Raw genomic sequence first — 22028 nt, forward strand, 5'->3', positions numbered from 1 at the left:
AGTGGGCCAGAAAAGCAGTCCTGGACCAGGAACCCGAAACCGGAGAGCTCACCACGTGGCTCCGCCGGCTCTACACCGCCCCCGGCACCGGCGACCTGCTGGCCATGGACTCCAAAGCCCGGCTCTTCCCCACCGCGCTCCGCCGCTACCTCCAAGTACGGGATGACACCTGCCGCACCCCCTACTGCGACGCCCCCATCCGCCACCACGACCACATCATCCCCTGGCACCAGCACGGACCCACCACCAGCACCAACGGCCAGGGCCTCTGCGAAGCCTGCAACCACACCAAAGAAACACCCGGCTGGACAACCCACACCGTCCCCCGACCACGGCACACCGTGCAGCTCCGGAGCCCCACCGGCCACACCTACCACTCCACCGCACCACCACCACCCGGCACAGTGCCCGATCACAGCGGGCGAACTCGTGTTGCAGCTGCCTCTGCAACGGGGCCGGCACGTGCTGCGGCGGTGGAGGTGGTTGGCCGTGCCGTAATGGCTGGCTAAGGACGTTCACAACCGGTGCAGCCGGGCACCCCCGGGCTGCGAGTATCGGCTACGCCACCGAACCGGATTCAAGGGCCGCACGCAGCTCACGTACGGCCGTCGTGCCTCCCGCGATGAACCATTCGAGGCCATTGACGCGCACGGTCTCCACCGCACCGCCGGCCGCCCGGACTATCGCTTTGCCGGGCAGCCAGTCCCATTCAGGGCAGCTGTGCTGGAACCAGCAGCCGAGCTGGCCGTCCGCAACCCGGCCAAGATCGCAGGAACCGGAGCCAAGCATCCGCAGCGCCGCAGCTGACGTGGCCGCCGCATGCCAGGGCATGGCACACATGGGGTCCATCAGCCAGCTGGGGTGGATGTACGTTGCCGCTCCCAGCTGGGCAGCGGGGGTTGCGTTACGCTCGCCCCTGTTGTCGTGAAAAACCGTAAGCGGTTCGCCGTTCAGGCTTGCCGGGTGTGCCACGCCGCCGAGCCACAGCTTGTCCTCCTCGGGCTGGAAGATTGCGCCTAGCAACACGTCGGACTGGTCCTTCAGGGCGATGGCGGAGCACCAGTAGGTGGAGCCGTGCAGGAAGTTGTAGGTGCCATCCACGGGATCAATGACCCAGGTCCGGCCGCTTGTGCCCTGCACCGAAGCCCCTTCCTCGCCCAGAATGCCGTCTTCAGGACGGCATCGCTGCAGCTGTTCGAGCACATAGGCTTCGGCCGCATGGTCAGCCGCCGTCACGACGTCCGAAATGGAGGTCTTCTGTTGCGACTGCAGGCCTGCCATCCGCATGAGCAGCGCCAGCTGCCCGCCCTCCCGCACCAGGGCTGTTGCCAGCTGGTAATCGTCCAAAGAGGGGTCAAGTTCAACAGTGCTGTGCCGGCCAGTGGTCATGGTTTCAGTTTATGGGGCGCGATAATGAAGCCATGGCCAAAACACCTGCCCAGCGGATCAAGAAGCACGGCTCCAAGGCGGCGATACCGCAGCACCACCTTCCTCCGGTGGTGAACCCGACAACGGCCCGCACCCCGGAGAAAGCCCAAAGCAACAGCAACCTCATCCTGATCGCGGGCGTGGTGGCCAGCCTTTTCCTCTTCTGGTACCTGCACCTCCTGACCCTGGACCAGCTCCGGCAGCTCTCCGGCGGCCTGGCCATGCCGGATTCGCTCATCGGTGGCTTCGATGCGGCTTACATCGGCCAACTCCAGGCAGCCATGGACGACGATGCCCGTGGCCAGCTCAATTACGTGCACAAAACGGCGGGAACCCTGTTTCCCTTGATCTTCGGCTTTACCTGGCTGTTGCTGATCGGGACGAACGTAGCCCGGAAGTCGCTCCGTTGGGTGCTCTGGGCCCTGCCTCTGCTCTTTGTGGTGGTCCGGCTCTGGGGCAACGCCGCCATTGACGGGGTGCTGGCCTCCGACGCTGCCGACGCCGCCCAGGTGGCCCTTGCGTCCGGGCTCACGGTTGCCGGCTGGGTACTTTTGGTCCTGAGCCTGCTGGCCGGTGCCGCTGCTGTTGTTCTCGGCACCCGCAAGCCCAAAGCCTCTAACTGATCGCAGCCCGGGCCCGGGCCTCTTTGCGGTGCCGGTGGACACGCTGGGCAATGACCAGTCCCGCGGCGGCCATCCCCACGGTGACGGGGTAGCCCATAAGCCGTTCGAGCGTGCCGGGCTCGGGAACATCCATACCGGTCAGACCTCCGGCGGCCAGGGCGGCGAGGGATACCGCACCACAGGCCAGGATGAACCAGGCGATGGGTGTTTTGCGCAGCCACAGGATGCCGAGGACCAGCAGGGCAACAGCACCGGCAAGGAAGTACATCACCGCGCCCGCGAAGTGCCAGCCAGAACCTGCGTCCTCCGGCACCAGTCCCACAATCACAGTCCCGGCCCCGGCGGTCCCCGTCAGGATCCGGACCCAGACGGCTGCCAGCCACGGCTTCCGCCGCGGTTGGACCCGCACATCCGCAAGGGCAGCCACGCACAACAGCCCGGAACTCAGGAGAAGGGCTCCCAGCAGCATGCCAAGTCCCTGGACCACGAACGAGGCGTTCATCAGCCAGTTCAGCGGGGAACACACCTCGCGGCCGTCAAAGATGCCGCAGTTCAGCGCGCCGAGATCGCTGATATAGCCCGTCCGCACATCGTAGGGTTTCGGACCTGCCCAGGCACCGATCACGGCCGCTTCAGCCGCAAAATACTGCAGCACGCTCAGGACCGACCACGCGCCGATGTACTGGCGGGTGGAGTCGGTGTCCGGAATAAAAGCAACAGACCGGGCTGTGGACGGCGCTGAACTCATGCCTTGAGCGTAGTACGGCTCCGCACCTTGTATGCTTGTATCCGTGTCCGGCCGGACTGGCCCGCCAATCTGACGGATGCATGCCCTCGTAGCTCAGTGGATAGAGCACGGCTCTCCTAAAGCCGGTGTCGTTGGTTCGATTCCAATCGAGGGCACTTGAATCTTCCTCCCCCCGGGTTTGCGCTCCGCGCCTACCTCCTGGGCGCCCGCCAACCCAGCACCCCTGCGCCCATCACTGAGGCGGGGCAATGGACGGTCCAGCGGGACCTGCTGGACCGTGCGGAAGGCACCCGCGGAACCTTTTCCGGCGTCGTGCGTTTTGTCCCTACCGACGACGGCGGCCTGGCCTTCGTAGAGGAAGGCACCATGCGTTGGCCGTCCTTCACCGGCCCCGCTTCCCGCCAGTACCTGCTGCGGACCGCCGGGCGTCCCGACGCCCTGGACTTCTTCTTCCCGGACGGCCGACCGTTCCACCGGATGAGCTTCGCCCCGGACTCCAACCTTGACAGCCACTGGTGCGACCCCGACACCTACCGGGTCGCCTATACGTTCGAGGGCGAGGACAGGTTCAGCTACACCTGGGACGTCCAGGGCCCGCGCAAGGACCTGCTGCTGGCGTCCCGCTTGTTCCGCATCCAAGTTTCTGCCGCATGAAACACCGCATTGTGGTCTCGGCCGTCTGCGTCTTCGACGACGCCGGCCGCCTCCTGACCGTGCGGAAGCGCGGTACCGGCATGTTCATGCACCCGGGCGGCAAGCCGGAGGCGGGGGAAACAGCTGTCCAGGCGGCAGCACGGGAACTGGCGGAAGAGGTGGGCATCGTCCTTGATCCGCGTGCCCTGCAGCTGATGGGAGTCTGGATTGCCGACGCCGCCAACGAGGCCGCCACGGACATCGAGGCTACGGTCTTTATGGCGCCCGGTACCTGGCAGGCCCACCCGTCCGCGGAGATCGACGAAATCCGCTGGCTGGAGCTGGATGCCGAACCCACCCCGGACCTTGCCCCGCTGCTGACGGACCACATCCTCCCGGAGCTCGCCAGGCCCCGCAGCGGGGACAACTTCAGCTAGAGCTCGGGAACGGCTTCCTGGGCAACGGCGGTGGCTTCGTTGAACTGGGTGCGGTACAGCTCGGCGTACCGTCCTTCGGCAGCCAGGAGCTCGGTGTGAGTCCCCTGTTCCACGATCCGGCCGTCCTCCACCACCAGGATGGCATCCGCGGCGCGGATGGTGGACAGGCGGTGTGCAATCACGACGGCGGTGCGCCCCTCGAGCGCGGCGCCCAGGGCAGCCTGTACGGCGGCTTCATTGGTGGAATCAAGCGCAGCCGTTGCCTCATCGAGGATGACCACCCGCGGCTGGGCGATCAGCAGCCGCGCGATGGTGAGCCGCTGGCGTTCACCGCCGGAAAGCCGGTACCCGCGCTCCCCCACCACGGTGTCCAGCCCGTCCGGAAGGGACCGGATCATGCCTTCCAGCCTCGCCTGCCGGATGGCCTCCCACATCTGCCCCTCGGTAGCGTCCGGACGGGCCAGGCGCAGGTTCGAGGCGATGCTCTCGTGGAAAAGGTGGCCGTCCTGGGTGACCATGCCCAGGGTTTCCCGCATCGAGTCGAAGGTCAGGTCGCGGACATCCACCCCCGTGCCGGGAAGCGAACCGCCGAAACGGACGGCGCCGGAATCGACGTCGTAGAGCCGGGCCAACAGCTGGGCGATGGTTGACTTGCCCGCGCCTGAGGAGCCCACCAGCGCCACCGTCTGCCCGGGCTCCACCCGGAAGCTGATGCCGTGCAGGACTTCCTCGCCGCCGCGGGTGTCCAGGGTGGAGACGTCTTCCAGGGACGCCAGCGAAACCTTGTCCGCAGAGGGGTAGGAGAACCGGACGTCGTCGAACTCGACGGAGAGCGGGCCGCGCGGCGATTGCACCGCATCGGGCTTCTGGCGGATGAGCGGCTTGAGGTCAAGGATTTCGAAGACGCGCTCGAAGCTGACCAGGGCGCTCATGATTTCCACCCGAGCGTTGGAGAGTGCTGTGAGCGGGGCATAGAGCCGGGTGAGCAGCAAGGCCAGCACAACGACGTCGCCCGCAGCCAGTTGCCCTTCCAGGGCCAGCCAGCCGCCCAGGCCGTACACCAAGGCCAGGGCCAGGGCGGAGACCAGGGTCAGGGCCGTGACGAAAGTGAACTGGAGCATCGCCGTCCGGACGCCGATGTCCCGCACCCGTCCTGCCCGGAGTGCGAACTCACGGGATTCCTCGTCCGGGCGCCCGAAGAGCTTCACCAGGGTGGCGCCGGGGGCGGAAAAGCGCTCAGTCATCTGCGTGCCCATGGTGGCGTTGTGCTCGGCGGCCTCGCGTCGCAATTCGGCCAGCCTGGAACCCATTTGGCGGGCGGGGATGAGGAAGATCGGCAGCAGGATCATGGCCAGCACGGTGACCAGCCAGGACTTGTTCAGCATCACCACCAGCGTGAGGGCCAGCGCCACTACGTTGCTGACCACCCCGGACAGCGTGCCGGCGAAGGCAGACTGCGCCCCGATCACATCGTTGTTGAGCCGGCTGACCAGGGCACCGGTACGGGTTCGGGTGAAGAAGGCGATCGGCATCTTCTGCACGTGGTCGAACACCTTGGTGCGAAGGTCCAGGATCACGCCCTCGCCGATCGAGGAGGAGAGCCAGCGCGTCACAAGCCCCAGCCCCGCCTCGGCCACGGCCACGGCCGCGATCAGTATTGCAAGCCAGATCACCGTTCCGGCGTCCGTCCTGGCGATGATCGCGTCAACCACCTGGCCGGCGAGCACCGGTGTCGCAACCGCCAGGACGGCCATCACGATGGACAGCAGCACGAAGGCGATCAGCCGGCGGCGGTGCGGCCGCGCGAAGCCGAACACGCGCTTGAGGAGCTCTTTGGAAAACGGCTTGGACCCGTTGGAGGCGCGGGTGATGTTGTAGAGGGAGCTCCAGGCAACCCTGTCCATACTCATTTTTTGGTGCCTTTCGGGGCGCTGGCGGTCAGCACTTCAGTGACGACGCCGTCAACCACATTCCAACGTACATCCAGCCGCACGTTCTCCAGCAGCCTGCGGTCATGGGTGACCAGCAGCAGTGCGCCGTCGTAGCTTTCCAGTGCCTCTTCAAGCTGTTCGATGGCCGGAAGGTCCAGGTGGTTGGTGGGCTCATCCAGGACCAGGAGGTTAACGCCGCGGGCCTGGAGAAGTGCCAGCGCGGCCCGGGTCCGCTCGCCGGGGGACAAGGATTCGACCGTGCGGGACGTGTGGTCTGCCTTGAGTCCGAACTTTGCCAGGAGCGTCCGGACCTCGGCCGGGTTCAAGTCAACCAGGACCGCCTCCACGGCGTCCGCCAGGGTCAGGTGCCCCGCGAGCAAGCCCCGGGCCTGGTCGATCTCGCCCACGGCCACCGAAGCGCCCATCGAGGCGCTGCCGGAGTCCGGTTCGGTGACCCCCAGAAGCAGGCGCAGCAGCGTGGACTTTCCGGCGCCGTTGGGGCCGGTGATGCCGATCCGCTCACCGGCGTTGAGCTGAGCGTTGACGGGGCCGAGGATGAAGTCGCCCTGCCGGACCACGGCGTCACGGAGCGTAGCCACCACCGAGCTGGAGCGCGGCGCCTTGCCAATGGAGAACTGCAGCTGCCATTCCTTCCGCGGCTCCTCCACCACATCCAGCCGGGAAATCCGCGACTCCATCTGCCGCACCTTCTGGGCCTGCTTCTCGGAAGATTCCGCACTGGCGGCGCGGCGGATCTTGTCATTATCCGGGCTCTTTTTCATGGCGTTCCGGACGCCCTGGGAGCTCCATTCCCGCTGGGTCCGCGCGCGGGACACCAGGTCTGCCTTCGTCGCGGCGAAGTCTTCGTACTTTTCGCGCGCGTGCCGGCGGGCCACTGCACGTTCCTCCAGGAAGGCGTCATATCCGCCGTCGTAAACGGCAACCGCATTCTGAGCCAGGTCCAGTTCCACCACCGTGGTGACGCAGCGCGCAAGGAACTCCCGGTCATGGCTTACGAGGACAACCCCGCCGCGAAGGCCGGTGACGAAGTCCTCCAGCTTAGCGAGCCCTTCGAGGTCAAGATCATTGGTGGGCTCATCCAGCAGCACGACGTCGAACCGGCTCAGCAGCAGCGCCGCCAGGGCCACCCGCGCGGCCTGCCCGCCGGAAAGGCCGGTCATGGCTGCGTCCGGGCCGGTCTCCAGCCCAAGGTCCGACAGCACAGCGGGTAGCCGGTCATCGAGGTCGGCGGCACCGGAGGCCATCCACCTGTCGAAAGCCAGCGCATAGGCATCATCAGCCCCGGGAGCGCCGGCACCCAGCGCCTCAGCGGTGGATTCCATCTCGGCGGTGGCCTGGGCGCAGCCGGTGCGCCGGGCAATGTACGTTGCAACGGTTTCACCCGATACGCGTTCGTGTTCCTGGGGAAGCCAGCCAACAAAGGCGTCGGCGGGAGCGAGGCTGACCGAGCCTTCCTGTGGCCGGTCCACGCCGGCGAGGAGCCGCAGCAGCGTGGATTTTCCTGCTCCATTGGCGCCTACCACGCCAACCACATCTCCGGGGGCCACGGTCAGGGAAAGACCGGAGAAGAGCTGCCGGTGGTCATGACCGCCGGAGACGTCCTTGGCCACGAGGGTTGCAGTCATTTTGTATCCTTTCGCCACTGCATTCGCAGCGGGTTTCCTGCCTGAACTGGCTGGCACGGCCATGCGGATGACCCGAAAGGAAGGCGCGCGGGCCGCAGGACATGAAAGAACCCGCTGGTCCGGACTTGGGGGGTGTACGGACCAACGGGCTCGACCATCAAGCATAGTCGAAACACCACCCCCGGTAAAATTGGCTTCTGCAGGGCAAGCTAAAATCAAGTCAACTGTCCGTTCTGCAGAGAGCCCTTAATGACCCTCCCCGCCAAGGCGTTCCAGCGCTGGCTGCACGATATTGCGCCGGAGGCCAGCACGGCAGACGTTTGCAGGATCTCCGGGATCAAGCGGACCACCCTTGCCCAGCAACTGGTACGAGGAAAAGTCTCGGTGAGTACCGTGGTCAGCGTCAGCCGCGGCTACCACGTCAACCCCCTCGCGGCCCTGGCCACCTTCGAGACGTACCGGGACCTGGGCGGACCCCAGACTCCGCCTACGCGCTGCGAACTGGTAAGCCAGATCTCCACAGCGGACCTCCTGCGTGCCGTACTGGCCCGTCCCGCGTTGGATGCCTCCGAAACCTCCCGCATGACGGCATCTCCGCTTTCCGCCCCTCCCCATGCCACCTCGGTGAAGAACTGGGTTGATGCAATCGACGACGGCGAAGTGCGGCACCGCGTCTCCGCGACTACCGGGGTGGCGCCCCAGAACTATTCCGCGCAGCTGACTGCCAACCGGCTGTCCCCCGAACTGGCACTGGCCACGGCCCAGGCGGCCGGCGTCGGTCCCGCCGGCGGCCTGGTGGCCACAGGCCTCATCACTGAAGAAGAGGCGGGCTGGCCCCCGGGAGCACGGCAGGCCGCCCTGGACAGCCTGTCCGACGGCGATCTCACCGCACTGGCCGGCGACCGGCTGCAGGCACTGGGCAAGGTGCTGCGGCGCCAGGAACAGGACCAAGCGCAGACGGAAAAGATCTGGGAGAACCTGGGATGATCGAAATTCTTCAGTGGTCGACGCTGGCCACCTGCGGACTCATTGCGGCGGCCCGGGTGCCCAGTGCAATCCGGGGAGAGAACAGGTCGCTGTTTTACATTTTCGGGCTCATGACGGTCGCCATCCTCCTGAGCATTGAGGCGCCCTATGCGGCCATCGACCAGGCGTTGGGCGGGATCAACCTGGCCAATTTGCTGCTGCGCTTCATCATTTTCGCCGCCATCTATTTCGTTGGGATCCGGATAACCCGGGGTTTCGGCGCGGACGGTGCGCACCGGCTGATCACGGGCAGGGCGGGCATGGCTGTGCTCCTGGGCATTTCCCTGGTGATGACCGCACTGTTCTTCATGATGGACACCTCAGGGTCCGCCGCCGGACTCACAGGCGTCGTAGGTACTGACCCCTGGAATTCCGCCTTGCTTGAGTACTATGGGGCGGCGGGCCGGGCGTTCCCTGCCTACGTCACGCTGGTTCTGTTGCCGGCCATGGTGCGCGCCGTGCTCAGCCGGCTGCCTGTTCTAGTCCGGCTTGCTGCCGGGTTTTTGGGACTGGGGGCCGTGGCCACAGGCCTGACCTTGACGTTTCCGTTGATCCCGCCCGTGTTAGGCAGCGTGGAGTTCATTATCAACTACACGGCAGTGCTGTGTTTCGTCGTTGGTCTCGCCCTCATCTGGGCGGCAAGAGTGCGGAACGGGAAGTTAATCTCCAGGAAAAAGACATCTACCGGAAAGTAACAAAGCCGCTTTCACAAATTCATTAGAATATGAAACAATCATGAATGTGTGAAGGTGGAGCGCCTAGGGCGTTTACGAACGGGGATAAATTCTTGAACGTTGGCCGCTCCGGGGGCCTTTGCACCTATTGGGGGGATGAGTGGTGGCGGCCGTTGGGGACCGCCCCCACTCAGCCTAGTTAAGGGCTAAACTCACCGACCGGGTAAACCTCAGGGTCACCAACTGGAACGGCCGCAGCACCAACTCCGCTCCGTCCGGGCCGGCTTTCACGCCTGGCGCGTCCACGGGCCGTTCAAGCAGGTCCACCGCGCCGATGCCGTGGACCGGAAAGTTCACGCTCAGCCTTCCCGCGGAGCGTTGGCCCAAGGACTCGTACAGCCTGACAATCACGTCTCCGGACCCGTCCTCGGCGAGCTTTACTGCTTCAATCACCAAGGCACGGTTCGTCACGGAAAAGAGCGGTTCCACCGGTGAAGCGCCGCGGACCAGCCGGGGAGCAAGGTTCGTGCGGTAACCTTCCTCCACTGCCTCGGCAATTCCGGCTCCCGGACGGATGCTGACCGTCATCTCGTGCAACCCCCGGTCGGCCTCAGGATCGGGGAACTTGGGAGCACGCAACAGCGAGAGGCGCACTGTCGTGGTGGTGCCGCCGTCGGAATCCCTGATGGTCCGCGCGACGTCGTGACCGTACGTCGATGAGTTGGAAATCGCCACACCATAGCCCGGCTCCGCCACGTGGATCCACCGGTGGGCACAGATTTCGAACTTTGCCGTTTCCCAGGAGGTATTTGTGTGGGTGGGCCTGAAGACGTGGCCGAACTGGGTCTCTGCCGCCGACCTCTCCGCCCTGACGTCCAGGGCGAAACCCAGCTTCAGCAGCTTCTCGCGTTCCTGCCAGTCCACGGAAGTGGTGATTGAGAGGGACGGGCTGCCGGCGGCAAGGCTGATGCGCTGGATAACGGTCGAGTCACCCGCCAACCGCTCCACGATAACGACGGCGTCTGACCCTTCCCGGATCAGGCGCAGCGAAGCCGCCTGGGTCACTCGCGTGACGTTGCGCCGGTAGAACTCGTCGATGTCCCACGCGTCCCACTCATTGGGCGTGTCGCGGTGCAGTTCAAGCAGGTTGCCCCGCTCGCCGGGTGCGATGGCTTCCCGGCCGCTGGCGTGATCCACCAGCGAGGAAATCAGCCCGCCGGCATCCACAACAGCCCGGATAACGCCGTTGTCCAGGATGTACCCGGCGCCGCGGGCCACCGCCTGGACTCCTCCGGCATGCGCAACCGGCTCGGCGGCAGCCAGGGCGGGAACGCCGTCCCTGGCGTGCGGGGCAGCGTTCAGCAGGAAGGTCCGGTCACCGCCGCCCAGTGCCGCGGCGGCGGCCTGGCCGATGATGGCTTCGAGGGCATCACTGATCGCCTGGTAGTTCCGCTCGGCGTCCTGGTGGACCCAGGCAATGGAACTGCCGGGAAGGATGTCGTGGAACTGCTGCAGAAGCACCAGCCGCCAGAGCCGCTTCAGCTCAGCAGCCGGGTAGGCGAAGGTCCCGCCGGTGCGGACAGTTGCAGTAGTACACCACAGTTCCGCTTCCCGCAGCAGGTGCTCACTGCGCCGGTTGCCTTTTTTCGTCTTGGCCTGGCTGGTGTAGGTCCCCCGGTGAAGCTCAAGGTACATCTCCCCCACCCAGACGGGCAGGCCGGGGTAATCGGCCTCGGCCTGGGTGAAGAAGCTTTCTGCCGAACCGATCCGGACCTTCGGGGAGCCTTCGAGGTCTGCGGTGCGTGAGGCGGCGGCCAGCATCTCCCGCGTTGGTCCGCCACCGCCGTCGCCGTAGCCGAAAGGCACCAGGGATACTGTGCCGCGCCCATGGTCCCGGTAATTCCGCTCGGCATGCGCAAGTTCGCGCGCGCTCAGCTCGGAATTGTAGGTGTCGACAGGCGGGAAGTGGGTGAAAATCCGGGTCCCGTCGATCCCCTCCCAGTTGAACGTGTGGTGCGGCATTTTGTTGGTCTGGTTCCAGGAGATTTTTTGGGTCAGGAACCAGCGGCTGCCAGCGGACTTGACGATCTGCGGCAGCGCAGCGGAATATCCAAACGAATCGGGCAGCCAGGCCTCCCTGCACTCGATCCCGAACTCTGCCAGGAAAAAGCCCTTGCCCTCCACGAACTGCCGGGCCATCGCCTCACCGCCGGGCATGTTGGTGTCTGATTCAACCCACATCCCGCCCACCGGAACAAACTGGCCGCCGCGGATTTTCTCGCGGATGCGGCTGAAGAGTTCGGGGTAGGACTCCTTGATCCAGGCCAGCTGCTGCGCCGAAGAGCAGGAGAAGACAAAGTGCGGGTTCTCATCCATGAGCGCCACCACGTTGGAAAACGTCCGGGCGCACTTCCGGATGGTCTCCCGCACCGGCCAGAGCCAGGCGGAATCGATGTGGGCGTGGCCGGTAGCCACAAGCTGGTGGGCAGAAGCGTAGGCCGGCCGTCCCAGGACCTCGGCGAGCGCTTCGCGTCCTGCCGCTGCGGTCCCGGCCACATCGTCCGGGTCCATGAGGTCCATCATGCGTTCCAGGGCCCGAAGGATCTCATGCCGTCGCGGCAGCTCCACGGGCAGTTCCACCATGAGGCCGCCCAGGGTCCAAATGTCCTGCCGGAGTTCCCAGACTGTCTGGTTCAGCTCGGCGATGGCGATACTTCCCAGCCGGTATTGCGGTGCTTCCCCCGCCGTTGTCTTATCACCGTAGGGCGTCGGAGCGAAAGTCCATCCCTGCGCCACGTCAGGATTGGCGGCGGCCTCAACATAAAAGTCGACCGCCATTCCACCACCCAGCAGTTTCAGCGGGATGTACTGGTTCCGGGGCGAGACCGCTTTGATGATGCTGCCGTCCGGTCGCCACGCAATGCCCTCACACTGAAAGCCCGGTACCTCGATGGTGAACCCCAGGTCCACGAGTACTTCCACGGTGGTATCCGGTTCGGTGCCCCACGATTCCGGGACCTCCCCCTGGAGGCGGAGCCACTTGGTCCCCCATGGTTTCCCCCAAAGGGCTCCCTGCTCCTGCGGCCGGAAATGCTGCCGCATTGCTTCGAGCGCGGGGACCGGCTCATCCGGAACGTCCCAGCTGCTCAGGGTGAGGGGAAGGCTGCGGCTGTAGACTGCGGGGTCGATCCGCTCCCGCACGAACCGGTGCAGGCGGACTTCAGTGATCCGGCGGTCGTCATGCAATGTGGGCCTTCTTAGCGCTTGAGAACTGGATCCTGGTGTCCATTCGATGGACAAATCTACCGGCTTGCAGCCCTTTAACCAACCCTTTGAAAGCGTTTCCCGGGGACGGTTTGGGGCCTGCGACGGTGAGTCCGCGAGCGAGGCGAACAGGCTGACTTACGACGGCGGCGCAGCTGCCACCGGTCCCCGAATCCTTCCGTTACCGGCATAAACATTGAGGCTGGTGCCCCTGCTGAAGCCCGCGAGCGTCAGGCCGCTGGCCTCAGCCAGTTCAACGGCAAGGCTGGATGGCGCACTGACGGCAGCAAGGACGGGGATCCCGGCCAGCGCAGCCTTCTGGACCAATTCGAAAGACGCCCGGCCCGACACTTGGAGAATTGTCCCGCTCAGCGGCAGCATGTTTTCCCTCAGGGCCCATCCCACCACTTTGTCCACGGCGTTATGGCGGCCCACGTCCTCGCGGAGGCACAGGAGCCGCACGCCGCCGTCGTCTTCTATCTTGAAGAGCCCGGCGGCATGGACACCGCCAGTGTGGTCGAAGAGGTCCTGGGACTCCCGAAGGATGTCCGGCAGTGACGCGAGCACCTCTGCGGACACACTGAGGGAGTCCGCTGCGGGGCTGTAGTGCGAGGATTTACGGACGGATTCGATGGAGTCCGTCCCGCAGATACCGCATGAGCTGGAGGTGTAAACGTGCCGGCCCATGGACGGGACCTCCACATCCGGCCGCAACTGCGCCTCGACGACGTTGAAGGTCTGCATCCCGTTTTCGTCTTCCCCCGCGCAGAAACGCAACGAGACGAGCTGCCCGGCATCCCAGATGACACCCTCGGATACCAGGAACCCGGCCACCAGGTCGAAGTCATGCCCGGGAGTGCGCATGGTTACGGAGTAGGACAATGTCCCCAGCCGGATCTCCAGCGGCTCCTCCACGGCCAGGACATCTTCCCGGTACCGGACCGGAAACTCGAGGGCCTTGGGGGAGCCGTCAAGCACATACTTGTGCACCTTGCGGCGCTGGGTTACTCGTCCCATGGCCCACCATTCCTGTTCATATCTCCATCATCGCAACCGCCCGGAGGGGATGCCAACGCTGCCCGCTATCCCAGTCCCTGTCAGCCAAGGAGCGCACTCCAGTCCACCGGGCCGGCAGCCGCGGGCTTTGCGGCTGTCCTGCCGGTCCGCCCGCCGGCCCGCGTCTTCGGCTTGGCCGCGGGGTCGGGCAGTGCGGGGACGGGCTGCCCCCAGGGAAGGGCGACGGCGGGCACCAGCTCACCCAGCTTCACACCATGGGGCGGAACAGCCATTACCCCGTCGGCGGACGCCAGTCCCCGCATCATGCCGGGCCCGGTGTGCTGTGCCGGGGAGGCCATACCGTACAGCAGGCGGAACGGCATGAGGCGGGTACGGCCCGGTTCAGGATCAAGGGTGGTTCCGCAGGGGACCTCCTGTACCGCCGGGAGGTCACCGTGCCCTAGCCCCGCGAGCAGCGGACCCCCCACTGTAGAGAGCGCAATCATGGCGGCAAGCGGGTTTCCCGGCAGCCCCAGCACAAACCGCCCGTCCGGGAGTTCAGCCAGGACTAGGGGATGTCCGGGACGCATGGCCACCCCGTCAATGATCAGCCGGCCACCGAGTTCAGCGACGGCCCGGCGCAGGTGGTCCGTGCCGGACTTTCCGGTACCGCCGGTGGTGATAACGACGTCGGCCGGGAGGTCCGGTGCGCCCGGAACCTCCGGGACAACGTCCTCCAGCGCGCCCAGCCAATCAGCGTAGGAATCGCCGATCCGTTGCTGCCCCCCGGGGATTCCGCCGAGCATGCCCACCACGGCCGGCAGTTGCGGGCCGAAAGTGTCGCGCACCTGGCCGGGAACAGGCAACCCATGGCCAACCACCTCGGACCCGGTCAGCAGCAGCCGGACCATCGGCTTTCCCTGCACCACAAGTTCGTCGTAACCGGCAAGGGCGGCCAGTGCCAGGTGTGCGGGGTTGAGCTCTACGCCGGCCCTGACAAGAATGTCCCCTTCCAAGGCCTCCTCCCCTGCTTTCCTGATGTGCTGGCCGGTGCGTGGCTCGCCCGGACGCGCGGTACCGCCCGTCACCAGGATGGGCAGCCCGTCCTCGTCCTTGTCCAACCGGGCGCTTTCGCTGCGCAGTATTGCCTTGCCGCCCGGCGGGATAAGGCCCCCCGTTACGATATGGCTTGCCTGGTGCGGGGCAAGGGGCGTTCCGGACTCCACGAGGATCCACGGTCCGCTGCCGTTAACCGCCCAGCCGTCCATTGCCGAAGACGCATAGTGGGGCATGTTTTGCAGGGCAACTATGTCCTGCTCCAGTCTTCGGCCCAGAGCCAGGTCCAAGGCAACCGGGCCGGCGGGAATCGGCTGCGCAGCGTCAAAGGCGGCCTTCCGGGCTTCATCCCAGGTATGGTCGAGGTGCCTTGGCTGCCCAGCGTCGGATGAGCCGGTTCCTTCCTGGACTTCCTTGGTCATTCGCCGGGAGTCCCGGCGGCTTCAGCATCGTAGTCGGAAGCCAGGGAACGGGCCACAGCCAGCGCGGATTCCATGGAAGCAGAGTCCGTGGCACGGCCGGAGCCGGAAGCAAGGCCGGCGGCATAACCGGCAATGAACGTGGTCAGCGGTGCAGCCGGCCGGACCACCGAATGGGCTGCCACCCCTGCCAGGGCAAGGATAGCGTTGACGTCCACTTGGACATCCTCAAGTTCGTAGGCCTGGAGCAGGGATCTGCACCACTCCTCCAGCGTTTCATCCTGACTTTTCACGAACTGCCTCCCAAGTTAACTGCGGTTGCGCCGGTCCTGGCCCGTGTCCTGAAACCCGGGGGCAACCCCTAGCCCGGCGGCGTCATCCCACGTGTCCACGTCTGCTGTGGAACCCGGGGGGACGGTGACAGGCTGCACGTCCAGACTAGCAAGGAGGGAGCGGACAGAGCCGTTGATTAAGGCCCCGCGCGAAGACAGCTCCGCTGCAGACCGTGTTAACACAGCCGTGCGGTAGAACCCCGCCAGCGGCTGAAGCTTTCCGTCATGGGAACGCGCCACTACGCCATCTCCGTCCCCGGACGCCAAGGCGATCCTGAGTGCCGCCACAGCATCCTTGACTAGCGGCATGTCGCATGCCAGCACCAAGGTGTATACGGATGCACTCCCACCGTGGCGGGCAAGTGCGGCCAATCCCGCGGAAATTGCAGCTGCCGGACCTGCAAACGCGGGCTGCTCACGGCACCAGAGCACACCGGGAACCGGGTTTTCCGGCCCCGGGCCCACCACAACCACACCGGAGGCACCGGTTGCGGCAGCAATCGCGCGCTCCAGGAGGGTTGCATGCTGGAACACCAGGTCCTGTTTCGGAACCCCGCCCAAGCGGGAGGACCTGCCGCCCGCCAGGATCACAGCGTCAAAGGAAAACCCGTTCTGCTCCACTCCCCCAGCCTAGTGAACGAATACCAAGGGGGCACCAGGAGTTTACGGGTCAGGCAGCACGCTCCGGCAGCAGGAAGGGATCCCAGGCAGGCGCAGGCTTTTCAAGTTCCTTGATCTGCCAAATGGTTCCATGGGGCGGTTCCGGGACGAAGCGCAGTTTCCACCCCATCTCCGACGGGGTGTGGTCGCCCTTGACGTTGTTACAGCGCAGGCAGGCTGCCACCAGGTTCTCCCACGAATCAGCACCCCCGCGGGATTTAGGGTGGACATGGTCAATGGTGTGCGCTGCCTTTCCGCAGTACGCGCATCTGTGGCCATCGCGTCTCAGCACCCCCCGGCGGCTGACAGCCGTAGCCTGGTTATATCTGGGACGAATGTAGCGGTTCAGGAGAATGACGGACGGGCGGCCCAATATCTCCTGCGGTCCCACTACAGGATCGTCGCCTTCAGCAACCACGCTGGCTTTCCCGGTGAGCACAAGGACCAGCGCCCGGCGGAACGTGATGACCGCCAGCGGTTCATATCCAGCATTCAGAACGAGAGTGCGCATGCACGTACCTCTTCACGGCCGCACCCGTTCAGGGGCACGAGGGCCGGCTGCCCTCGGCATGTCCGGGCTATGGATCGACATCACAAGAGTAAACATAAAAGCCCACTATCAGGTAATTGTTGATTCCCAAAACTGCCGTGTCAGGCCCTCAACCCCGAAGCCAGCCCGGCACAGCCGTAGATAACAGAAGAACCCCCGCCGCAAGGCAGGGGTTCTTCTGTATCCCGATGAGACAGCTAAAGCTGCTATCAGTTGACGCGGATGAAAACGGGGCCGGAACCAACGTTGGCGCTGAAGACAACGGTCTGGTTTCCGTTGTAGCCGCCATGGACCGCCTGGCCGTTGCCCGCGTAGACAGCGATGTGGGCCATGCCTGAGCCACCGTTGGCGTAGTAGATCAGGTCGCCCGGCTGTGCTTCGGCGGCGCTGACCGTGCGGCCCAGGGAGAGGTATCCTGCGGGCCAGTCGTGGAAGTTGATGCCCACGGCAGCCAGCGAGTTGGTGACCAGCATGGTGCAGTCCTGCATGACACCCAGCTGGGCGTACGCTGCGGACAGGATGGCTGCACCCTTGCCGCTGGCGGAAGCAGCAGGAGCGGCAGGAGCGGCAGGAGCGGCAGCGGGAGCCGAAGCAGCAGCAACCTTGGCGGTCACCTTGGGAGCTGCAGCAGGCTGCGCCACGGCAGCGGCGGGCTTGGCCTCAACCTTGGCCTCAACCTCAGCCTCCACAGGTGCGGGCTTTTCGATGACAGGGGCCGGCGTGGTGGTGACCGCAGGCTTTTCAAAGGTGATGGCGATGGTGGAGGCCGCGGAGATGGGCGCCTCAACCGAGGACTCTACCTCCAGGGTGGAGGCGGGGGCCGAGTCGCGCTGGACGCTGGAGTCGGCAGCGTTGGCCGCAATGCCGCTGGCCAGTACCAGGCCGGACGCAGCCGCGATAACCGCTGCCTGGCGGCCTACGCCACCGGCGTTGTCGCCGACAGCCTTGGCAATGACTGCGATTGAGTTGGTTTTGGTGACCTCGGCGCGGTGCCGTGCGGTAGCACGAGTAGTCATCAGTTCTCTCTTTCGTATTCCTCAGGCCGTTGTGGGCACCAAGGTGTTGGACGCGCCGGCATCTTGGGGGTACGCCGGCACGCCCCGAACGGGGATGTGGTGATTGCGGAAAGCGTGATCGAAACAAAGAAATAGTTCTTGGACCCGGGGGTCCAAGAACTATTTGTTGGTGGTGAAGAAAGCGGAGCTTCCGGTGGCGGCCACCGAGTGAAGCAGCGTGCCCTGGGAAGGGTTGAGGGCGCTGATCATCATGCCGTTACCGACGTAGATTCCCACGTGTGCGCCACCGTTCTGCATGACCAGGTCGCCCGGCTGCGGGGTGGAGGTGGGCGTCATTGCCGTCCAGGCGTTGACACGGGGAATGCTGATGCCGGCCTGGGCGTAGACCCACTGCGTGAAGCCCGAGCAGTCCCAGCCGTTGGGAGTGGTGCCGCCCCAGACGTAGGGACGGCCGATGCCGGTGTAGGCAAGGGCAGCAATACCCGATGTTGCTGCGGAGGCAACGGGTTCGGCCGCTTTCTCAGCTGCAGCTTCGGGAGCGGCAGCTTCGGGAGCGGCAGCGGCAGCGGTGGATGCTGTGCGCACCCCGGCAGCTGTCCGGCTCTCGGAGGCAGTCGACTGCGCCCGCACCGGCGCCGGCTTCGGGGCCGCAGTGGTCTTCACCACGGGACGCTCGAACGAAACGGTAGCTGTGGGTGCTGCAGTCACCGCAAGGGCAGACTGGGCGGACCCGGACTCAGTGGAAGCGGAAACACCAGCGGTGGTGTCCGCTGCCGTGGCGGGCAGGCCCATGGTCAGGATGAGGCCGGAAGCGGCAGCGATAACGGCAGCCTGGCGACCTACGGTCCCGGCATTGGCACTAACAGCCTTGGACATGGCGTCCAAAGGGTTGGTTCGAACCGTTTGCGCACGGTGGCGCGCAGAAATATGGCGTGAAGACACGAAGGTAGCCTCTCCCAATGCCTGCGAGGTGAGCTGTCGGATTCGGATGGGAGTCACCCGGCCACACTGCTTCCAGAGAAGCGTTGTGACTTAACCCCAAGGCCTTTGCTGAAGCAAAGACCAAAATTGGTTCCCCCGCCCCTGCCAGACGATGAAATGCGAACGGACCTTGAGCGGTGGCAGAGTTAGGCAATCCGCACAAGAGCGTCAACTTCGGAAAAGTTGACGCGAGTTAGACGGTACAGCAGTTTTCGAAGAATGTCACATTCCGGTCACGACCGGTCACGAAGATGTGAGAGAACGCCCTCATTTGACTAGAGCCAGCCCGTGGGATCGACAACTTCACCGTTGACCTGCACCTCGAAGTGGAGGTGGCAGCCAGTGGAAGCGCCGGTGGTGCCGCTCATGGCCAGGACATCCCCGCGGGAGACCGTCTGGCCTTCCTTCACGCTGAAGGACGAGAGGTGGTTGTATGTGGTTTCCAGGCCGTTGCCGTGGTCCACCACAACGCGGTTGCCACCGCCGTACTGGTGCCAGCCCGCAAAGGTCACCGTGCCGGTGGCGGCAGCAAGGACTGACGTGCCGCACTGGGCTACGTAATCCTGGCCGCGGTGGAAGTCGCCGGAACCACCGGTAATGGGGCTGACCCGGTACCCAAAGGAAGATGCCGTGGAAAGCGTCGCAAGCGGGGCCCCAAGGCTTCCAACCGAGGCCGCGCGGGACACAGATCCGGCAGACTGGGCACTGAGCAATTGCTTCAGCTTGCCGTCAGGGTCCGCCTGGGTCACAACGGCAGAGCGGCTGAAATCGATCTGGGCGCCGGCTTCAGCAGAGATCTGCGGTTGGGGTGTGACGGCCGATGCAGCCACCGGGGTCATGGCGGAAGCATCAGTCGCCATGACAGGGCTGGTGGCCGGGACTGTCACAGTCAACACAAGGCCGGTTGCAGCGAGGGCTATTCCGGCCTTCTGGCCAATTCCGCTTGCAGCTGCAAATTCGGTGATCTGGCGGAAGGGACCTCGACGGCGGCGCGCATCACGCTGCGGATCGCGGGGGCGTTCCGTGGTGAGGACCTCGACAACGCGCGGCGCTGAAGCGGGGACCGCCGCACGGCGGCGCCCCTTGGGGGTCTGCATGGACAAGAAGGGTTCCTCTCTGGATAGCCTGCGAAGTTAGCTGTCGGATTCGGGTCAGAGAGTTCAAAGACCCGGTCCGCCGTGGCAAGCTTTCGGCACAGAGATGTCCCCGGAAGGATCCTTCGCTGGAAGAGGCTTGCTGCTGACGGACTTCACCCCAAGGCAGTCCCCCGGCTGCCGTTTGTGGTTCCCCCGCCTCTGCCAGTAATGACTCGTACGCCTGGTCCGCTGGCAGAGCTCGGCTCCGGATCAGGTAACGCTTGTGTATCAACGCTTAGGCTTAACTATAGGGGCTTAAGTCCCAAAGTAACAATTCCGTTATCTTTGCGTAACTGCTCCCCGTGGGGTACGAAGCAGCGCGGCTTGCCCTTAGTGGACCGCAACAAAGACGTGGGCAGCCACTTCCGGCGGCAGCTCCAAAGCGCCCTCGATACCCGGCACGCGGACCGAGATGTAGTCTCCCACCCTCTCCAGCGATACGGGAGCCCCGGGCCTGATGCCCCCCTCGTCAAGCTGGACCAGCAGTTCCGGTTCAACCTGGATCGGCTCCGCGAGGCGGCTTACGGTGACCTTCGACGCCGGCCCGTACGATTTCATGGCCTCAAGCAGGCTGACGGCCCCGTCAACTACGGGTGGGGAACTCTGGCCGCCAAGGGCAGCCAGGCCGGGGATGGGGTTGCCGTACGGGGACTCCGTAGGGTGGTTGAGCATTTCGTAAATGCGCCGCTCCACCCGCTCGCTCATAACATGCTCCCAGCGGCAGGCTTCGTCATGGACATAGGCCCAGTCCAGTCCAATCACGTCTGCCAGCAGCCGCTCCGCCAGCCGGTGTTTCCGCATCACTTCCGTGGCACGCTTCCGGCCGGTATCGGTCAGCTCCAAATGACGGTCCCCGGAGACAATGACCAGGCCGTCCCGCTCCATCCGGCCGATGGTCTGGGAGACCGTGGGCCCTGAGTGGCGAAGTCGTTCAGCGATCCGGGCGCGCAGGGCAACGATGTTTTCTTCCTCAAGCTCCAAGATGGTCCGAAGGTACATCTCCGTAGTGTCGATCAGATCCGTCATCCAGCTCAGCTCCTCGAGCGCAGTACCTTGCGTTGTCCCACCGTATCGCCTGACGCGCGACGTAGTCCGCTGGCAAGCTTAGCCTATTTTGACTTTGTCCGAATAGTTGGGGGTGTCACAGAGGGGCGTCTCAATGTCTGGACTATGACGGTCCCGGTTCCCGCGCCCACAGCTGTTCAGGCAGAATGAGGAGGGCCGGAACCGCAGTCATCGCCGACTGCCCGCCAACCACCACCCGTCCGGACCCCAAGCCGCGTCCACGCCGAAATTGGAGCACCTGTGAGCGAAAACAGCATCACTATTCCCGCCGACCTCCTGCCACGGGACGGACGGTTCGGCGCCGGCCCGTCAAAGGTCCGGCAGGAGCAGATCGACGCTCTGTCCGCGGCTTCGAAAACCATCCTGGGCACCTCCCACCGGCAGGCTCCGGTCAAGAATCTCGTGGGATCGGTACGCGAAGGCCTCAGCCGGTTCTTCCGCGCGCCGGAGGGCTACGAAGTGGTCCTGGGTGTGGGCGGCTCCACTGCCTTCTGGGACGTTGCCAGCTTCTGCCTTGTCGAGCGGAAAGCCCAGCACCTCTCCTTCGGCGAGTTTGGGTCCAAATTCGCGGCGGCCACCAACAAAGCGCCGTTCCTTGATGCATCCTCCATCATCAAGTCCGAGCCCGGCACCCGGCCGGCCGCACAGGCTGAAGCGGGTGTGGATGCCTACGCCTGGCCCCAAAACGAGACATCCACAGGCGTTTCCGCCCCGGTAAAGCGCGTGGCTGGCGCAGATGAGGGCGCTCTGGTGCTGATTGACGCGACCTCAGCCGCCGGCGGCCTGGATGTGGATGTAGCGGAAAGCGATGTCTACTACTTCGCTCCGCAGAAGAACTTTGCCTCCGATGGCGGCCTCTGGCTGGGCTTGTTCTCCCCCGCCGCCCTGGAACGCGCGGCCCGGATCAAGTCGACGGACCGCTGGATCCCGGATTTCCTGGACCTGCAGACGGCCATTGACAACTCCCGTTTGAACCAGACCTACAACACTCCGTCGCTGTCCACCCTGGTCACCCTCGATGCCCAGGTGCAGTGGCTGAACGCGAACGGCGGCCTGGACTTTGCGGCATCACGTACAGCTGATTCAGCCGGCCGCATTTACAGCTGGGCCGAGGCCTCCGAATTCGCCACCCCGTTCGTCACGAACCCGGATGAGCGCTCCAACGTCATCGCCACGATCGACTTCGACGAATCAGTGGACGCCACAGCGGTGGCCAAGGTATTGCGGGCCAATGGCATTCTGGACACCGAGCCGTACCGCAAGCTTGGCCGCAACCAGTTGCGCATCGCCACGTTCGTAGCCATTGAGCCCGCAGACGTGTCTGCCCTCCTGGCAAGTATCGACTTCGTCATCGGCGAACTGCGCAAGTAGCAGGCACCGGCAGTTCGGCCTCTGCAGAACGCGCCC

At 65.0% G+C, this 22028-nt stretch carries 21 protein-coding genes, 1 tRNA gene and 2 riboswitches; of the genes, 8 read left to right on the forward strand and 14 right to left on the reverse strand.

What is annotated here, in order from left to right; translation table 11 throughout:
• Positions 1–509: HNH endonuclease (locus CXX84_RS17910; RefSeq protein WP_146031894.1), on the forward strand; the 509-nt coding region annotated here is incomplete at its 5' end.
• 49 nt (positions 510–558) lie between these two features.
• Here the strand turns inward: CXX84_RS17910 and CXX84_RS17915 are convergent.
• Positions 559–1389, reverse strand: a complete 831-nt coding sequence (locus CXX84_RS17915; protein ID WP_102978086.1) for an inositol monophosphatase family protein — start codon at positions 1387–1389, stop codon at positions 559–561.
• A gap of 32 nt (positions 1390–1421) precedes the next feature.
• On the opposite strand from CXX84_RS17915, the gene CXX84_RS17920 reads away from it, so the two are divergent.
• Entirely contained in the window at positions 1422–2051 is a 630-nt protein-coding gene (locus CXX84_RS17920; protein WP_102978087.1) for a hypothetical protein, read from the forward strand.
• Here CXX84_RS17920 and CXX84_RS17925 read toward each other — a convergent pair.
• On the reverse strand, positions 2044–2799 hold the full coding sequence (locus CXX84_RS17925) for a DUF998 domain-containing protein (protein ID WP_102978088.1): 756 nt from the start codon (positions 2797–2799) through the stop codon (positions 2044–2046). The two genes, CXX84_RS17920 and CXX84_RS17925, sit on opposite strands and share 8 nt — an antisense overlap.
• An 82-nt stretch (positions 2800–2881) precedes the next feature.
• Between CXX84_RS17925 and CXX84_RS17930 the strand changes: the two genes are divergently transcribed.
• The 3 genes from CXX84_RS17930 to CXX84_RS17940 all read left to right on the forward strand — a co-directional run bounded on the left by CXX84_RS17930 (position 2882) and on the right by CXX84_RS17940 (position 3869).
• Positions 2882–2954, forward strand: a tRNA-Arg gene (locus CXX84_RS17930).
• A 1-nt stretch (position 2955) separates the two neighbouring features.
• Entirely contained in the window at positions 2956–3453 is a 498-nt protein-coding gene (locus CXX84_RS17935; protein WP_189337649.1) for a DUF6314 family protein, read from the forward strand.
• Positions 3450–3869 (forward strand): NUDIX hydrolase, encoded by a 420-nt coding sequence (locus tag CXX84_RS17940; RefSeq protein WP_102978089.1) that lies wholly within the window; start codon positions 3450–3452, stop codon positions 3867–3869. Before CXX84_RS17935 ends, CXX84_RS17940 begins: the two co-directional genes overlap by 4 nt.
• Here CXX84_RS17940 and CXX84_RS17945 read toward each other — a convergent pair.
• A complete protein-coding gene (locus CXX84_RS17945; RefSeq protein ID WP_102978090.1) occupies positions 3866–5779 on the reverse strand; it encodes an ABC transporter ATP-binding protein in 1914 nt (637 codons plus the stop codon). The genes CXX84_RS17940 and CXX84_RS17945 overlap by 4 nt on opposite strands.
• On the reverse strand, positions 5776–7446 hold the full coding sequence (locus tag CXX84_RS17950; RefSeq protein WP_102978091.1) for an ABC-F family ATP-binding cassette domain-containing protein: 1671 nt from the start codon (positions 7444–7446) through the stop codon (positions 5776–5778). Before CXX84_RS17950 ends, CXX84_RS17945 begins: the two co-directional genes overlap by 4 nt.
• Before the next feature lie 249 nt (positions 7447–7695).
• On the opposite strand from CXX84_RS17950, the gene CXX84_RS17955 reads away from it, so the two are divergent.
• Positions 7696–8433: a hypothetical protein gene (locus CXX84_RS17955; RefSeq protein ID WP_102978092.1), complete on the forward strand. Its 738-nt coding sequence runs from the start codon at positions 7696–7698 to the stop codon at positions 8431–8433.
• The gene (locus CXX84_RS17960) at positions 8430–9167 is read left to right on the forward strand and encodes a hypothetical protein (RefSeq protein WP_102978093.1); all 738 of its coding nucleotides are present in this window, start codon (positions 8430–8432) and stop codon (positions 9165–9167) included. The genes CXX84_RS17955 and CXX84_RS17960 overlap by 4 nt, the downstream gene beginning before the upstream one ends.
• Before the next feature lie 174 nt (positions 9168–9341).
• On the opposite strand, the gene CXX84_RS17965 is transcribed toward CXX84_RS17960, so the two are convergent.
• From CXX84_RS17965 to CXX84_RS18005, 10 genes are all read right to left on the reverse strand, one after another.
• Positions 9342–12392, reverse strand: coding sequence for an alpha-mannosidase (locus tag CXX84_RS17965; protein WP_102978094.1), 3051 nt, complete (start codon positions 12390–12392; stop codon positions 9342–9344).
• 156 nt (positions 12393–12548) lie between these two features.
• Positions 12549–13427, reverse strand: a complete 879-nt coding sequence (fdhD, locus tag CXX84_RS17970; RefSeq protein WP_102978095.1) for a formate dehydrogenase accessory sulfurtransferase FdhD — start codon at positions 13425–13427, stop codon at positions 12549–12551.
• An 80-nt stretch (positions 13428–13507) separates the two neighbouring features.
• A complete protein-coding gene (locus tag CXX84_RS17975; RefSeq protein ID WP_102978096.1) occupies positions 13508–14884 on the reverse strand; it encodes a molybdopterin molybdotransferase MoeA in 1377 nt (458 codons plus the stop codon).
• The gene (locus CXX84_RS19200; RefSeq protein WP_189337650.1) at positions 14881–15174 is read right to left on the reverse strand and encodes a DUF6457 domain-containing protein; all 294 of its coding nucleotides are present in this window, start codon (positions 15172–15174) and stop codon (positions 14881–14883) included. Before CXX84_RS19200 ends, CXX84_RS17975 begins: the two co-directional genes overlap by 4 nt.
• A 15-nt stretch (positions 15175–15189) precedes the next feature.
• On the reverse strand, positions 15190–15834 hold the full coding sequence (locus tag CXX84_RS19205) for a molybdenum cofactor guanylyltransferase (protein ID WP_223253155.1): 645 nt from the start codon (positions 15832–15834) through the stop codon (positions 15190–15192).
• A gap of 49 nt (positions 15835–15883) precedes the next feature.
• Positions 15884–16384: an HNH endonuclease gene (locus tag CXX84_RS17985; protein WP_102978097.1), complete on the reverse strand. Its 501-nt coding sequence runs from the start codon at positions 16382–16384 to the stop codon at positions 15884–15886.
• A 248-nt stretch (positions 16385–16632) separates the two neighbouring features.
• A complete protein-coding gene (locus CXX84_RS17990) occupies positions 16633–17439 on the reverse strand; it encodes an NlpC/P60 family protein (RefSeq protein WP_102978098.1) in 807 nt (268 codons plus the stop codon).
• 159 nt (positions 17440–17598) lie between these two features.
• Positions 17599–18315, reverse strand: coding sequence for a C40 family peptidase (locus tag CXX84_RS17995; RefSeq protein WP_102978099.1), 717 nt, complete (start codon positions 18313–18315; stop codon positions 17599–17601).
• Positions 18316–18385: 70 nt separating this feature from the next.
• Positions 18386–18583: riboswitch (cyclic di-AMP (ydaO/yuaA leader) on the reverse strand.
• A gap of 112 nt (positions 18584–18695) precedes the next feature.
• Positions 18696–19517: a M23 family metallopeptidase gene (locus tag CXX84_RS18000; protein ID WP_102978100.1), complete on the reverse strand. Its 822-nt coding sequence runs from the start codon at positions 19515–19517 to the stop codon at positions 18696–18698.
• Between the two features lie 10 nt (positions 19518–19527).
• A riboswitch (cyclic di-AMP (ydaO/yuaA leader) is annotated at positions 19528–19771 on the reverse strand.
• Between the two features lie 115 nt (positions 19772–19886).
• Complete coding sequence (locus tag CXX84_RS18005; RefSeq protein ID WP_102978101.1) at positions 19887–20582, reverse strand: metal-dependent transcriptional regulator; 696 nt, start codon at positions 20580–20582, stop codon at positions 19887–19889.
• A gap of 279 nt (positions 20583–20861) precedes the next feature.
• On the opposite strand from CXX84_RS18005, the gene serC reads away from it, so the two are divergent.
• Positions 20862–21992 (forward strand): phosphoserine transaminase, encoded by a 1131-nt coding sequence (gene serC / locus CXX84_RS18010; RefSeq protein WP_102978102.1) that lies wholly within the window; start codon positions 20862–20864, stop codon positions 21990–21992.
• Positions 21993–22028 lie beyond the last annotated feature (36 nt).

The organism is Arthrobacter sp. AFG7.2 (assembly GCF_002892835.1).
Taxonomy (GTDB): domain Bacteria; phylum Actinomycetota; class Actinomycetes; order Actinomycetales; family Micrococcaceae; genus Arthrobacter.